Origin of the sequence: Pseudomonas sp. 203-8, from assembly GCF_020708595.1 — a bacterium.
Lineage (GTDB): Bacteria > Pseudomonadota > Gammaproteobacteria > Pseudomonadales > Pseudomonadaceae > Pseudomonas > Pseudomonas aeruginosa.
Map to the genome: position 1 here is coordinate 502,003 of NZ_JAJFDF010000001.1, position 14,241 is coordinate 516,243.

General features: G+C 67.3%; 14 protein-coding genes. 8 read left to right on the forward strand and 6 right to left on the reverse strand.

The features are described 5' to 3' along the window. Window positions 1-1,431 (forward strand): two-component system response regulator NtrC, encoded by a 1,431-nt coding sequence (gene ntrC / locus LJF27_RS02220; RefSeq protein ID WP_003104661.1) that lies wholly within the window; start codon window positions 1-3, stop codon window positions 1,429-1,431. A gap of 811 nt (window positions 1,432-2,242) precedes the next feature. Here ntrC and LJF27_RS02225 read toward each other — a convergent pair. After that, on the reverse strand, window positions 2,243-2,710 hold the full coding sequence (locus LJF27_RS02225; RefSeq protein ID WP_003096038.1) for a hypothetical protein: 468 nt from the start codon (window positions 2,708-2,710) through the stop codon (window positions 2,243-2,245). On the opposite strand from LJF27_RS02225, the gene trmL reads away from it, so the two are divergent. Further along, window positions 2,709-3,170 carry a tRNA (uridine(34)/cytosine(34)/5-carboxymethylaminomethyluridine(34)-2'-O)-methyltransferase TrmL gene (gene trmL / locus LJF27_RS02230; RefSeq protein ID WP_003104666.1) on the forward strand — a complete coding sequence of 154 codons (462 nt, stop codon included), beginning with the start codon at window positions 2,709-2,711 and terminating at the stop codon, window positions 3,168-3,170. The genes LJF27_RS02225 and trmL overlap by 2 nt on opposite strands. Window positions 3,171-3,228: 58 nt before the next feature. Here trmL and secB read toward each other — a convergent pair whose 3' ends face one another. Genes secB through LJF27_RS02245 form a run of 3 tightly spaced genes read right to left on the reverse strand, consistent with a single transcriptional unit; the run spans window position 3,229 to window position 4,432 of the window. Continuing rightward, a complete protein-coding gene (gene secB, locus LJF27_RS02235) occupies window positions 3,229-3,720 on the reverse strand; it encodes a protein-export chaperone SecB (protein ID WP_003096050.1) in 492 nt (163 codons plus the stop codon). A 36-nt stretch (window positions 3,721-3,756) separates the two neighbouring features. Beyond that, the gene (grxC, locus tag LJF27_RS02240) at window positions 3,757-4,011 is read right to left on the reverse strand and encodes a glutaredoxin 3 (protein WP_003096057.1); all 255 of its coding nucleotides are present in this window, start codon (window positions 4,009-4,011) and stop codon (window positions 3,757-3,759) included. A 1-nt stretch (window position 4,012) separates the two neighbouring features. Further along, complete coding sequence (locus LJF27_RS02245) at window positions 4,013-4,432, reverse strand: rhodanese-like domain-containing protein (RefSeq protein ID WP_003096058.1); 420 nt, start codon at window positions 4,430-4,432, stop codon at window positions 4,013-4,015. A 324-nt stretch (window positions 4,433-4,756) separates the two neighbouring features. Here LJF27_RS02245 and gpmI point away from each other — a divergent pair, with 324 nt between their 5' ends. The 6 genes from gpmI (at window position 4,757) to LJF27_RS02275 (ending at window position 12,534) form a co-directional block, all read left to right on the forward strand. Further along, on the forward strand, window positions 4,757-6,304 hold the full coding sequence (gene gpmI, locus LJF27_RS02250; protein WP_003114478.1) for a 2,3-bisphosphoglycerate-independent phosphoglycerate mutase: 1,548 nt from the start codon (window positions 4,757-4,759) through the stop codon (window positions 6,302-6,304). A 313-nt stretch (window positions 6,305-6,617) separates the two neighbouring features. Beyond that, a complete protein-coding gene (locus tag LJF27_RS02255) occupies window positions 6,618-7,436 on the forward strand; it encodes a CPBP family intramembrane glutamic endopeptidase (RefSeq protein WP_023116812.1) in 819 nt (272 codons plus the stop codon). A 149-nt stretch (window positions 7,437-7,585) separates the two neighbouring features. Beyond that, entirely contained in the window at window positions 7,586-8,872 is a 1,287-nt protein-coding gene (locus tag LJF27_RS02260; protein ID WP_003123645.1) for a murein hydrolase activator EnvC family protein, read from the forward strand. Between the two features lie 28 nt (window positions 8,873-8,900). Then, window positions 8,901-10,211: a proteolytic complex protein CptA gene (gene cptA, locus LJF27_RS02265; RefSeq protein WP_003096067.1), complete on the forward strand. Its 1,311-nt coding sequence runs from the start codon at window positions 8,901-8,903 to the stop codon at window positions 10,209-10,211. Next, on the forward strand, window positions 10,211-10,984 hold the full coding sequence (locus tag LJF27_RS02270; RefSeq protein ID WP_003096069.1) for a divergent polysaccharide deacetylase family protein: 774 nt from the start codon (window positions 10,211-10,213) through the stop codon (window positions 10,982-10,984). Before cptA ends, LJF27_RS02270 begins: the two co-directional genes overlap by 1 nt. Window positions 10,985-11,052: 68 nt before the next feature. After that, entirely contained in the window at window positions 11,053-12,534 is a 1,482-nt protein-coding gene (locus tag LJF27_RS02275) for a hypothetical protein (protein WP_021204963.1), read from the forward strand. 36 nt (window positions 12,535-12,570) lie between these two features. On the opposite strand, the gene LJF27_RS02280 is transcribed toward LJF27_RS02275, so the two are convergent. Then, entirely contained in the window at window positions 12,571-13,326 is a 756-nt protein-coding gene (locus LJF27_RS02280; protein ID WP_003096075.1) for a substrate-binding periplasmic protein, read from the reverse strand. A 149-nt stretch (window positions 13,327-13,475) separates the two neighbouring features. Beyond that, window positions 13,476-14,228, reverse strand: coding sequence for a substrate-binding periplasmic protein (locus tag LJF27_RS02285; RefSeq protein ID WP_003106330.1), 753 nt, complete (start codon window positions 14,226-14,228; stop codon window positions 13,476-13,478). Between the last annotated feature and the right edge of the window lie 13 nt (window positions 14,229-14,241).

The window sequence follows — 14,241 nt, forward strand, 5'->3', positions numbered from 1 at the left end:
ATGAGCCGATCAGAGACCGTCTGGATCGTCGACGACGACCGCTCCATCCGCTGGGTACTGGAAAAAGCCCTGCAACAGGAAGGCATGACCACGGTGAGCTTCGACAGCGCCGACAGCGTGATCGGCCGCCTCGGCCGGCAGCAGCCGGACGTGATCATCTCCGATATCCGCATGCCCGGCGCCAGCGGCCTCGACCTGCTGGCGCAGATCCGCGAACTGCATCCGCGCCTGCCGGTGATCATCATGACCGCGCATTCCGACCTCGACAGCGCGGTGGCCTCCTACCAGGGCGGCGCCTTCGAATACCTGCCCAAGCCGTTCGACGTCGACGAGGCGGTCTCCCTGGTCAAGCGCGCCAACCAGCACGCCCAGGAGCAGCAGGGCCTGGAGCTGCCGGCGAACCAGGCGCGCACGCCGGAGATCATCGGCGAGGCGCCGGCGATGCAGGAGGTATTCCGCGCCATCGGCCGCCTCAGCCATTCCAACATCACCGTGCTGATCAACGGCGAATCGGGTACCGGCAAGGAGCTGGTCGCCCATGCCCTGCATCGCCACAGCCCGCGCGCAGCCTCGCCATTCATCGCGCTGAACATGGCGGCGATCCCCAAGGACCTGATGGAATCCGAGCTGTTCGGCCATGAGAAGGGCGCCTTCACCGGGGCCGCCGCCCAGCGCCGCGGACGCTTCGAGCAAGCCGATGGCGGCACCCTGTTCCTCGACGAGATCGGCGACATGCCGGCCGACACCCAGACCCGCCTGCTGCGCGTCCTGGCCGACGGCGAGTTCTACCGGGTCGGCGGGCACACGCCGGTGAAGGTCGACGTGCGGATCATCGCCGCCACCCACCAGAACCTGGAAAGCCTGGTGCGCGACGGCAAGTTCCGCGAGGACCTGTTCCATCGCCTGAACGTGATCCGCATCCACATCCCGCGGCTGGCCGACCGCCGCGAGGACATCCCGGCGCTGGCCCGGCACTTCCTCAGCCGCGCCGCCCAGGAGCTGGCGGTGGAACCCAAGCTGCTGAAGGCGGAAACCGAGGAGTACCTGAAGAACCTCGGCTGGCCGGGCAACGTCCGCCAACTGGAGAACACCTGTCGCTGGATCACCGTGATGGCCTCCGGCCGCGAGGTGCACATCGACGACCTGCCGCCGGAGCTGCTGACCCAGCCGCAGGACAGCGCGCCGGCGGCGAACTGGGAACAGGCCCTTCGCCAGTGGGCCGACCAGGCGCTGGGCCGCGGCCAGTCGAACCTGCTGGACAGCGCCGTGCCGGCCTTCGAACGGATCATGATAGAAACCGCCCTCAAGCACACCGCCGGCCGCCGCCGCGATGCCGCCGTGCTGCTCGGCTGGGGCCGCAATACCCTGACCCGCAAGATCAAGGAGCTGGGGATGAACGTCGATGGAGCCGACGACGAAGGCGACGACTGAAGCGCCACTGCTCCCATGAGCGACCCAACGGGGCCTTCGGGCCCCGTTTTTCATGGTCCGTCGCGCGCCCGTGCCAAGCGAGACGCCGCCCCGGCCTCGGCAGGGCGCCCGCCCGGCACCACCGGTCAAATCGTAGCGTAGGGCGAATAACCGCATCGCGGTTATCCGCCGATTGTGCAGGGCCGCGGCGGATAACGCCTATGGCGTTATTCGCCCTACCGTCCGCAGCACAGCCCCAACCTCGGCGAGCGCCCGCCCGGCACCGTCGATCAAACCGGGGCGTAGGGCGGATAACCGCATCGCGGTTATCCGCCGGTTCGGCAGGACAGCGGCCCTTGCCCGGATTTTGGGCAGCGTGCACCAGCAGGCGACAAATCGGCATCAATCGCTGGCGGAAAAGCCCGCTCCGTCATTTTTCCGCAATCGACTTCCCACAAACCCCTGGGATGCCGCCAAGCCCTTGATCCACGGGCTTCCAGAGGCATTCATCACCAGCTCGCCCACAGACTTACCCACAATCCTTCAGGAAAGCGAGCGCGCCGCCAGCGCGCTCATGAGAATTGGCACAGCCCCTGCATTGGAGCAGATAACGAAGATTTCGGGGGCCTCGGTACAGGCAGGCTGGGGAATCCCCTCTTTTACACCCGGCGGCAGACGCAGCATCCGCGCGCAACCGCCACACCCGTTTCGGGGACCTCGGTACAGGCAGGCTGAGAACTCCCCTCTTTTATGCCCGGCGGTAGCGCAGTGATCCGCGCCTCCGCCCTCCCGTTTGGGGACCTCGGTACAGGCAGGCTGAGAATTCCCCCTTTTATTCCCGGCCGTCGCGCTCCTGCAGTTCGACGACCAGGCGCCAGCCCTCGCCGTCCTCCGACCACTGCCAGCGCCCCTGCAAGGGGCGGGTCGAGACCAGGCTCAACAGCAGCGCCTTTCCCTCCTCGCGGACGCGCCAGCGCAACGGTTGGCCCAGCCATCGTCCATCTCCCTGCTGCGCCGCGCCCCGGGCGACGATGCGCAACGTCAGGGCACCCTCCACCCGTGCCGCCGTAACCGCAGCCTGGCGATCGAAGCGCAGGACCAGGCCCTGCTCGCTCTCCCCGACCGCCAGCAGTTGCGGCGCAGACGTCGGCAGCGAAGCGGGACCGAACAACCTGCCGAGCATCAGCCCGAACAACAACCCGGCAAGCACCAGCGCACCCCAGACTTTCCAGCGCTGGCGCCGCAGATCGTCGATGGCGGAGGTAGAATGCCGCCCGTTATCTGCTCCGGAGCCCTGCATGTTCCACGTCATCCTGTTTCAACCGGAAATTCCTCCGAATACCGGCAACATTATCAGGCTCTGCGCCAACGCCGGATGCAGTCTGCACCTGATCGAGCCGCTCGGTTTCGAACTGGACGACAAGCGCTTGCGCCGTGCCGGCCTCGACTACCACGAATACGCCAGCGTACGCCGCTACCCGGATCTGCAGAGCTGCCTCGAGGCCCTCGGCCAGCCACGCCTGTTCGCCTTCACCACCAAGGGGTCGCGGGCCTTCCACGAAGTGGCCTACCAGCGCGACGATGCCTTCCTCTTCGGCCCGGAAAGCCGCGGACTGCCGGAGGACGTGCGCAACGCCCTGCCAACCGATCGGCGCCTGCGCCTGCCGATGCGCGAAGGCTGCCGTAGCCTGAACCTGTCCAACACGGTGGCGGTGACCGTCTACGAAGCCTGGCGCCAGCTCGGCTTCGCCATGGACTGAGCCGGCCGACAGGCATGAAAAAGCCCGCGCAAGGCGGGCTTCTTCGCAAGCGCTGGGCTTACTGGACCGACGGCGTCGGGATCTCGCCGGAGGCCTGCATGCGGGCGATTTCCTGGGCGTAGAGGGCGTCGAAGTTCACCGGCGACAGCATCAGCGCCGGGAACGAACCGCGTACCACCAGGTTGTCCAGGGCTTCGCGAGCGTACGGGAAGAGGATGTTCGGGCAGAACGCGCCGAGGGTATGGCTCATGCTCGACGGATCGAGGTTCTTGATCAGGAAGATGCCGGCCTGCTGCACTTCGGCGATGAAGGCAGTGGTGTCCTCGCCGTTCTTCACGGTCACCGATACGGTCAGGACCACTTCGTAGAAGTCGCCGTCCAGCTGCTTCTGGCGAGTGTTCAGGTCCAGGCTGATGGACGGGTTCCATTCCTGGCGGAAGATTTCCGGGGACTTCGGCGACTCGAACGACAGGTCGCGCAGGTAGATGCGCTGCAGGGAGAACTGGGGTTGCTGCTCGTCGGCAGCGCCGTTGGTAGCTTGCTCGGTCATTTTCGGGCCTTCCCTTGGGTCAATTCATGAATGGTTTCAGGCAGACAGCAGCGCGTCCAGCTTGCCGGCGCGCTCCAGTGCATGAAGGTCGTCGCAGCCGCCGACATGGGTCTCGCCGATCCAGATCTGCGGCACGGTGGTCGATCCCGCCTTGCGTGCCAGCTCGGCGCGCAGTTCGGGCTTGCCGTCGCAGGCGATCTCCTGGAAGTCCACGCCCTTGCGTTGCAGCAACTGCTTGGCGCGGATGCAGTACGGACACCAGGCGGTGGTGTAGATCACGACGGGCGGCATGTCACTTCACCAGCGGCAGGTTGTCGCCGCGCCAGCTGCCGATCCCGCCGGACAGCTTGGCGGCGTTGAAGCCGGCCTTCTTCAGGACGCCGCCCCAGGTACCGGAGTGCTGGCCCATGGCGTCGACCAGGATGATGGTCTTGCCCTTGTACTTTTCCAGTTCGGTCATGCGGCTGTTCAGCTTGTCGGCCGGGATGTTCAGCGCGTCGACGATGTGCCCGCTGGCGAACTCCTTGGCCGGACGGATATCCAGGACCACCGCCTGGTCGGCATTGACCAGCGCGGTCAGCTCGCGGGTCGACAGGCTCTTGCCGCCCTTGCGCAGCTCGTGCAGCAACAGCAGGACCAGCAGGACCAGCAGCGCCGCGACCAGCAGGTAGTGGTTGGTGGCGAACTCGATCAGACGGGAAACGAATTGCATGGTGACGGATATCCAGGGCGTAAAAATGCCGGCCAGTATACAGACCGCGCCGGCCAGGGGGGAACCCGCCGGGCGGCGCCCCGCTCGGCTCCAGGAAATGGCGTCGCGGGAAACTTCACGGTTAGAATGCCGGTCCTTTTCTGTGAAGCTGGCCAGTTCCGGCCCGGGCACGGTTCGGGCGGGACAGAGGGAGCGAGGATAGCGGCATTCGGTTGCGGATCGGCGTCATCGGTTTAATCAATCAGCCTCTTCCTACGTCTTGAACGACAATGTTCCCACTAAATTTGGTCAGTTTCTGAACCCCGCGGAAATAGAGCCGGACATATGACTGCCACGCCCAAACCCCTGGTCCTGATCATCCTGGACGGCTTCGGCCACAGCGAAAGCCCTGACTACAACGCCATCTACGCCGCGAAGAAGCCGGTCTGGGATCGCCTCCTGGCAACCCAGCCGCACGGCCTGATCTCCGGCTCCGGCATGGACGTCGGCCTGCCCGACGGCCAGATGGGCAATTCCGAGGTCGGCCACATGAACCTCGGCGCAGGCCGCGTGGTGTACCAGGACTTCACCCGCGTCACCAAGGCCATCCGCGACGGCGAATTCTTCGAAAACCCGGTGATCGCCGGCGCGGTCGACAAGGCCGTCGCCGCCGACAAGGCGGTGCACATCCTCGGCCTGCTCTCCCCGGGCGGCGTACACAGCCATGAAGACCACCTGGTGGCGATGGCGCAGATGGCCGCCAGGCGCGGCGCCGGCAAGATCTACCTGCATGCCTTCCTGGATGGCCGCGATACCCCGCCGAAAAGCGCGCAGCCGTCGCTGGAGCGTCTCGACGCCACCTTCGCCGGGCTCGGCAAGGGCCGCATCGCCTCGATCATCGGCCGCTATTTCGCGATGGACCGCGACAACCGCTGGGACCGCGTCCAGGCCGCCTATGAACTGATTGTCGACGGCAAGGCCGAGTTCACCGCCGACTCCTCGGTGGCAGCCCTCGAGGCCGCCTACGCCCGCGGCGAGAGCGACGAATTCGTCAAGGCCACCGCGGTGGTCCCGGCCGGCGCCGAAGCGGTGCGGGTCGAGGATGGCGACGCGGTGATCTTCATGAACTTCCGCGCCGACCGCGCCCGCGAGCTGAGCCGCGCCTTCGTCGAGCCGGCATTCAATGAGTTCCCCCGCGAACGAGCCCCGCAGCTGGCAGGTTTCGTCATGCTGACCCAGTACGCGGCGAGCATCCCGGCGCCCTGCGCCTTCCCGCCGGAGCCGCTGACCAACGTCCTCGGCGAGTACCTGGCCAAGCATGGCAAGACCCAGCTGCGCATCGCCGAGACCGAGAAGTACGCCCATGTGACCTTCTTCTTCTCCGGCGGCCGCGAGGAACCCTACGAGGGCGAGGAGCGCATCCTGATCCCCTCGCCGAAGGTCGCCACCTACGACCTGCAACCCGAGATGAGCGCGCCGGAAGTCACCGACCGTATCGTCGAGGCCATCGAGCAACAGCGCTACGACGTGATCGTGGTCAACTACGCCAACGGCGACATGGTCGGCCACACCGGGGTGTTCGAGGCCGCGGTCAAGGCCGTGGAGTGCCTGGACACCTGCATGGGCCGTATCGTCGAGGCGCTGGACAAGGTCGGCGGCGAAGCCCTGATCACCGCCGACCACGGCAATGTCGAGCAGATGGAAGACGAGTCCACCGGCCAGGCGCACACCGCGCACACCTGCGAACCGGTGCCCTTCGTCTACGTCGGCAAGCGCAAGCTGAGCATCCGCGAAGGCGGCGTGCTGGCCGACGTGGCGCCGACCATGCTGACCCTCATGGGGCTGGAGCAGCCGGCGGAAATGACCGGTCGCAGCATCGTCACCCTCGGCTGATCCGCGAACGACGAACTCCCGCGCAGGGCGGATAACCGCGTCGCGGTTATCCGCCGCTTCTGCAGGCCATCGACGGATAACGCCTGCGACGTTATCCGCCGTAGCGGGCCGGGCGCCGCGCCCTGTTTCCACGACGCCACCTTCCCCGCTTTAACGCTGCCGATCGGCCGACAGGCCTGGCCACGCGGCGTCGAGACGTGTGCCGCGGTTTTCATTTTCCGCGTCTCCCCCCCTGCCTCCCGCTACGTCGCCGAGGCCCGTGCTAGCCTTGCCCGCGCTGTCTTTTCCATCTGCCCTACAAGGATTTCCGCCGATGTGGTTCCTCCTCGCCACCTCGCTCCTCGCCCTGTCCTTCCAGCGCCTGCTGGCCCTCGTCTTGCTGCTCGCGACCTGCTGTCTCGCCTTCTACGACGGGGTTCTCGCTCCGCCTGCGGTCGCCGCCCTGGCTGTACTGGGCGTCCTCGCCCTGTTGCGCCGGCGCCTGGCGGCACGCCGCGCCTGGGCCCTGGGCCTGGAGCTGCTGCTGGTCGCCGGCGCGGTGGGCCTGTTCCTGCACCTGCTACCCGGCTTCGCCAACCCCAGGATCCTGGACAAGGCGGTGGTCGGCCCGCAGAGCCTGCCGTTCACCATGTACTTCAACTTCGACAAGGCACTGGTGCCGTTCCTGCTACTGGCCTGCCTGCCGAGCCTGTTCCGCGACGAAGCCCGCGCTCCCGGCCGCCCCTGGTACTGGCTGCTGCTCGTGGCGGCGGTGCCGGCGCTGCTTCTGCTGGCTGTCGGCGTCGGCCTGCTGCGGCCGGAACTCCACGCGCCGGCCTGGCTCTGGCAGTTCGTCCTGGCCAACCTGTTCTTCGTTTCCCTTGCCGAGGAAGCGCTGTTCCGCGGCTACCTGCAGCAACGCCTGGGCCAATGGCTGGGCCCCTGGCCCGCCCTGGCGCTGGCCTCGGCGCTGTTCGGCCTGGCGCACTTCGCCGGCGGCCCGCTGCTGATGCTGTTCGCCGGCCTCGCCGGGCTGATCTACGGGTTGGCCTGGCTGTGGAGCGGCCGCCTGTGGGTGGCGACGCTGTTCCACTTCGGGCTGAACCTGACGCATCTGCTGCTGTTCACCTACCCGCTCTACAGACCCGCCTGATGCCCGTGGCCTTCGTCGTCGACGACATCCGCCGCTGCCATCCGGCTGAAATACGTGGAAGCGCCCCACAGCGCGCGGTGCGGGGCGTTTTTTTTAACGGCGGCCACGGGCATACTAGGCCGGTCCAATTCCCAGGTGCCCGCCACCCCATGCTCCGCCTCCTTCCTCTCCTGCTATCCCTCGCCTGTCTCGCTCCGGCCTTCGCCGACGAGCGCGCCGACACCCAACGCCAGCTGGAACAGACGCAGAAGGACATCGGCGAGCTGAAGAAGCTGCTGGACGGCATCCAGCAGGAAAAGAGCGGCGTGCAGAAGCAGCTGAAGTCCACCGAGACCGAGATGGGCGACCTGGAAAAACAGATCAAGGCCCTGCAGGACGAGCTGGACAAGAGCGAAGCCGAGCTGAAACGGCTGGATGGGGAGAAAAAAAAACTCCAGGACGCGCGCATTGAGCAGCAGCGCCTCCTCGCCATCCAGGCCCGCGCGGCCTACCAGAGTGGACGCGAGGAATACCTGAAGCTGCTGCTGAACCAGGAACACCCGGAAAAATTCAGCCGCACCCTCACCTACTACGACTACATCAACAAAGCCCGTCTCGAACAGCTCGCCAGCTTCAACGAAACCCTCCGCCAGCTGGCCAACGTCGAGCAGGACATCTCTGCGCAGAAAGCCGAACAACTGAGCAAGCAAGGCGAGCTGGACAGCCGCCGCGAGGCGCTGGCAGCGACCCGCAAGGAGCGCCAGCAAGCCCTGGCCAAGCTGAACAGCGACTACCGCGAACGCGACCAGAAGCTCAAGTCCCGCCAACAGGACCAGGCCGAGCTGGCCAAGGTACTGCGGACCATCGAGGAAACCCTGGCCCGCCAGGCCCGCGAAGCCGCCGCCGCGGCGGAGCGCGAGCGCCAGCGCGCGCTGGCCGCCGAACGCGAGCGTGCGCGCCAGCAGCAGGCCGCCCCCGGACGAGTCACCAGCCCGCCGCGCGAACCTGCGCCGGGCCCGCTGGTCTCAAGCACTGGCGCGGTCTACGGCGGCGCGTTCGGCTCGGCCCGCGGCAAGCTGCCGTGGCCGGTGAATGGCCGCGTCGTGGCGCGCTTCGGCAGCCAGCGCGGCGACGATCCGCGGGCGAAATGGGACGGCGTACTGATTTCGGCGAGCGCCGGCAGCACCGTCCGCGCGGTGCACGGCGGACGCGTGGTATTCGCCGACTGGTTGCGCGGAGCCGGCCTGTTGGTCATCCTCGACCACGGTGGCGGCTACCTCAGCCTTTATGGCCATAATCAAAGCCTGCTGAAAGACGCCGGCGACACCGTGAAGGCCGGAGACCCGATCGCCACCGTTGGAACCAGCGGCGGCCAGAGTAGCCCGGCCGTGTACTTCGCCATTCGCCATCAGGGCCGCCCGGCGGACCCTACTACCTGGTGCCGCGCACAGGGATAGGCGCCGAACTCGTGATTAGGAGCTGAACATGCTGCATTGCTTCCGTCCCACCACCCTGGCGCTGGCCCTGCTGCTCGGCGCGGGCGCGGCCCAGGCTGCCGACGCCCCGGCCGACGCCGCGCCACTGGCCAACGGTAGCAGTGCCCCGCTGCCCCTCGACGAGCTGCGTACCTTCGCCGAGGTTCTCGACCGGGTGAAGGCCGCCTATGTCGAGCCAGTGGACGACAAGACCCTGCTGGAGAACGCCATCAAGGGCATGCTCAGCAACCTCGACCCGCACTCCGCCTACCTCGGCCCGGAGGACTTCGCCGAGCTGCAGGAAAGCACCAGCGGCGAGTTCGGCGGCCTGGGCATCGAGGTCGGCAGCGAAGACGGCTTCATCAAGGTGGTCTCGCCGATCGACGACACCCCCGCGGCCCGCGCCGGCATCCAGCCCGGCGACCTGATCGTGCAGATCGACGGCAAGCCGACCAAGGGCCAGTCGATGACCGAAGCGGTCGACAGCATGCGCGGCAAGGCCGGCTCCCCGATCACCCTGACCATCGTCCGCGATGGCGGCAGACCGTTCGACGTCGAACTCAAGCGCGCCATCATCAAGGTCAAGAGTGTCAAGAGCCAGGTCCTCGAACCCGGCTACGCCTACCTGCGCATCACCCAGTTCCAGGTCAACACCGGCGAGGAAGTGGTCAAGGCGCTGAACCAGCTGCGCAAGGACAACAAGGGCCGTCTCAAGGGCCTGGTCCTGGACCTGCGCAACAACCCCGGCGGCGTGCTGCAGTCCGCCGTCGAGGTAGCCGACGCCTTCCTCACCAAGGGCCTGATCGTCTACACCAAGGGCCGCATCGCCAACTCCGAGCTGCGCTTCAGCGCCGACCCGGCCGATCCCAGCGACAAGGTTCCGCTGGTGGTGCTGATCAACGGTGGCAGCGCCTCGGCGGCGGAAATCGTCGCCGGTGCCCTGCAGGACCAGAAGCGCGCGATCCTGATGGGCACCGACAGCTTCGGCAAGGGCTCGGTGCAGACCGTGCTGCCGCTGAACAACGACCGCGCCCTGAAGCTCACCACCGCGCTCTACTACACCCCCAACGGGCGCTCCATCCAGGCCCAGGGCATCGTTCCGGACATCGAAGTCGGACGCGCCAAGGTGACCCAGGAGCGGAGCAGCTTCGAGGGCTTCAAGGAAGCCGACCTGCAGGGCCACCTGGCCAACGGCAACGGCGGCGCCGACCGCCCCACCGGCAAGCGTGCCGCGCCGAGCGAGCGCCCGCAGGATTCCGACTACCAGCTCAGCCAGGCCCTTAGCCTGCTGAAAGGCCTGAGCGTCACCCGCGGCAACTGATGTCGGCGTTCCGCGTTGCCCTGCTGGGCCTGTGCCTGCTGTTCAACCAGGCCCAGGCCCGCCAGGACCCCGTCCCCTACCAGCGCCCGCCGCTGCTGACCGTGGTCATCGATGACCTCGGGCAGAACCTGGCACGCGACCGCCGGGTTCTCGACCTGCCCCCCGGCGTAACCCTGGCGATCATCCCGGAAACCCCGCATGCCGCCGAACTGGCCCGCGAGGCGCACCAGCGCGGGCGCACGGTGATCCTGCACATGCCGATGGACCCGGCCGGCGGTCCCTACGCCTGGCGGCCGGAGCTGACCCAGGAAGAGCGTGCGCGGCGGCTGGACGCGGCGCTGGCCAAGGTGCCGTTCGTGCAAGGCCTGAACAACCACGAGGGCAGCCGCATGACCGCGGTGCGCCCGGCGATGGCCTGGCTCGCCGAGGAACTCCAGCGTCGCGGCCTGTACCTGGTCGACAGCCGCACCAGCGCCGCCACCGTGGCCGCCAGCGAGGCGCAGCGGATCGGCCTGGCGAGCGTCTCGCGCGATGTGTTCCTCGACAACGAAGCCACACCGGAAGCGGTCTCCGCACAACTGCAGGCCGGCGTCGCCCTGGCCCGCAAGCAGGGTTCGGCGTTGCTCATTGGCCACCCGCACAAGGCCACCCTCGACGTGCTGGCGCGGGAGCTGCCGAAGCTGCGCGCCCAGGGCATCGAGCTGGTACCGCCGCAGATGCTCATCGGCGAGCGCGGCAACCGCAACGTCAACCCACGCCAGGCGCCGCACTGAAGCCGGGTTTACCGGCGTCGCGGCAGCGGTTAAGGTGACGTCCTCGTCATTCCTGCACGGACGCACCGATGGCCCGCCCTTCCCCTCCCATGCCCCTGCTCGCCGCCGCCCTGCTGGTCGCAGGCGCGATTCCCCTCGGTTTCATCTGGATCCTCACCAGCGCCAAGTTCGAGATAGGCGGCGCCAGCCCCGGCGAGAGCACCGTCGGCAAGGTCGAGAACATCGACCAGCGCGCCATGGAGCAATTCTGCACCGGCGTGCGGGCGACGCCCGCCGGCACCTGGCTGGTAGGCCGGCGCGAGGTCGGCCGCGACGAGCAGGCTCTGCCCGAGGGCGTCATCGACCTGGACCTGGTGGCGGCCGCCCAGCCCAGGGAAGAAGAGTCCGAACCCCACCTCTTCAACTTCCTCAACGGCATGCTGCTATCCGGCGGCGATCCGGAAACCACCTATGTCTCGCGCCTGGGCGCGGACGGCGTGTTCCACGAAGTGGCGCGGCTCGGCGAGACCGCCTGCCTGGAAGTCACGCCGGACGGTTCCAGCGTCTTCCTGCTCACCGGCCTGCGGCGCCCGGGCAAGGACAACGGTCAGCGCGAGCAGACAGTGGTGCTGCGCAGCGACGACCAGGGCAAGAGCTGGCGGCGGCTCGAGGAAGGCTTCATGGCCGAGGCGAATCGACTGGGCTGGGCTCTCGCACCGCGCTTCCACGGCAAGGACGAAGTCTGGGTCTGGGGTGATTTCGAATACGGCGGTGCCGATGGCGGCCGGGAACCCGGCCAGCCGAGCGGGCTGTTCTATTCGCCCGACCGCGGCGCCAGTGTCGAGTCGATCGCCACCTCCGCGCCGCTGCTGGTCGACCTCGCCTACGCCCGCGAGTTGGCGCCGAACGGCGTCAGCTGGGGCGACTACAACGGCAAGCACGGGCAGATCAAGGCACACGTCGCCCAACTGGACGCGGAGCGCGCCGCGATCTGGGTAAGCCAGACCTTCCGCTATGGCCCACCCGAGGGGCGCTACCTGACCAGCTCGATATTGGTCACCACCCAGGCCGAACTGCGCCGCGAGGGCGGACGCTGGCAGATGGGCGCGATCCGGCGCACCGACGGCGTGGCCGTCGAGCGCCTGGAACAGAACATGGACGGTCGGGTGATCGCAGTGCTCGACCACCCGGACGAATCGCGCTCGCTGATCGCCGAGCTCGATCGCGACGCGCTCGAATGGAAGATCACCGGCAAGCTGCCCAGCCCGTTCTGGCCCCTGCCGTCCAGTTCCGGGCTGCGCGAGTTCTACATGGGCAGGAATGTGCTGCTGGCCAACACCATGAGCCACTACGAAGTGCCGCTGTGGCTGTATCCCGACGAAGAGCCGGCGAGCGTCTCCGCCAACGCGGTGTACTACTCGGACGACTGGGGCTCATCCTGGCGCCGCCTGGACATCGCCGGCTACCTCGGCGTGCTCGGTTTCGACGAGGCGCACGACCGGGTGTTCTGGGCCCGCGGCAACTGGTACGACAGCCGCGACCTCGGCGTCCAGGCCTACGACCTGGACTGAGCCCCCTCGCCGCGCCGGCGGAGGGGCGCCCGCCAGTCAGAGGTAGTTGGCGACGGCTTCGTCGACGAAGCCTTCCTGGCGCATCTGCTCCAGGGCCTTTTGCAGGCGCTCCACCACCTCGTCCGGAGTGTCCTTGTTCAACGCCAGGTAGAGCTTGGCCTCGTTGAAACGCAGCACCGTCTGCAGGCCGGACACGCCTTCCTGCTTGGCCAGGTAGCGGCCGACCGGATCGGTGGTGGCCCACAGGTCGATCTGCCCGCCGGTAAGCTTCTTCACGTTTTCCTGGTCGCGCAGGGCGTTGATCACCGGGATGCCCTGGGCCTCCAGGTGCTGGCTGACCGCGTCGTTCTTGTAGGCGCCGAGCTTGTAGCGGGCGGCGTCCTTGAGATTCTTCACGGCGATCTTGCTGCCGGCCGGCGCCAGCAACACCCAACTGGTGTCGGCCAGCGGGCCGACCCACTTGAACTGCGGCACCCGCTCGGGGGTGTAGGTCATGGAGAACAGCCCGTAGCCGGGCTTGTCCAGGGTCAACCGGTACAGGCGGTCCCAGGGGAAGCGCAGGCTCAGGGAATAGCCGATGCCGGCGCGCCTGAACATCTCCCGGACGATGTCGGCACTGATGCCGTCGATGCCATCGTCGCGGGCGAAGTTCTTGTCGTCCACCGCCATGTTGAAGGGCGGGAAGTTCTCGGTCAGCAGCACCACCTTGTAGTCGGCGGGCAATTCGGCACGGGCCGCGGAGGCCCCCAGCAACACCCCCAGGATCAGGGTCTGGATCAGGACTTTCAGCATGGTCACACCGCTCGCTTGGTTATCGTTATTGGCTAGCGGCATCCCTGCGTCAGGACGAAATACCTGGCTCGTCGGCCTTCCATGGCATTGCCGGCGGGGCCGGCAAAGGCGTTTCCCCGCCCGGCCCCCTGTTGGCCGGACGGAGCGAATCAGAGATAGCTGTTGAGGATGTCCTCGACGAAACCTTCCTTGCGCATGCCGTCCAGGGCTGCCTGGAGCTTCTGCACCACTTCGTCGGGAGTCTCGCGGTTGAGCGCCAGGTACAGCTGGTCGCTGTTGAAGCGCAGCACCGTCTTCAGGCCGGTCACGCCTTCCTGCTTGGCCAGGTAGCGCCCGGCGGGATCGCCGCTGGCCCAGAGGTCGATCTGGCCCTTGACCAGCTTCTGCGCGTTTTCCTGGTCGCGTAGCGCCAGGTCGGCCTCGAAACCGTTCTTGCCGAGGAACTCGGCGATGGCATCGCCCTTGTAGGCGCCGATCCGGTATTTCTTCGCCTCGTCCAGGCTGCCCAGGGTGATCGGGCTGTCGCCCTTGGCCAGCAGCACCCAGTCGTCCGGGCCGATCGGACCAACCCACTTGAACTTGTCCTCGCGCTCGGCCAGGCGGGCGGTGACGAACACCCCGTAGCCGGGCTTCTCCAGCGCCAGCTTGTAGATGCGGTCCCAGGGGAAACGCAGGGTCAGGCTGTACTTGATGCCGGCGCGCTTGAACATCTCGCGGACGATATCCACGGCGATGCCGTCGATGTTGTCTTCCTGGGCGAAGTTCTTGCCGTTGATCGCCATGTTGTACGGCGGGAAGTTCTCCGTGAGCAGGACCATGCTGTAGTCGGGATCGGTTTCGGCGCGCGCGCCGCCGACCAGCAGCAGGGTTGCGAGCAGCGCGAAGAGCAGGCTTCTTTGCATTGTTGTCATCCTG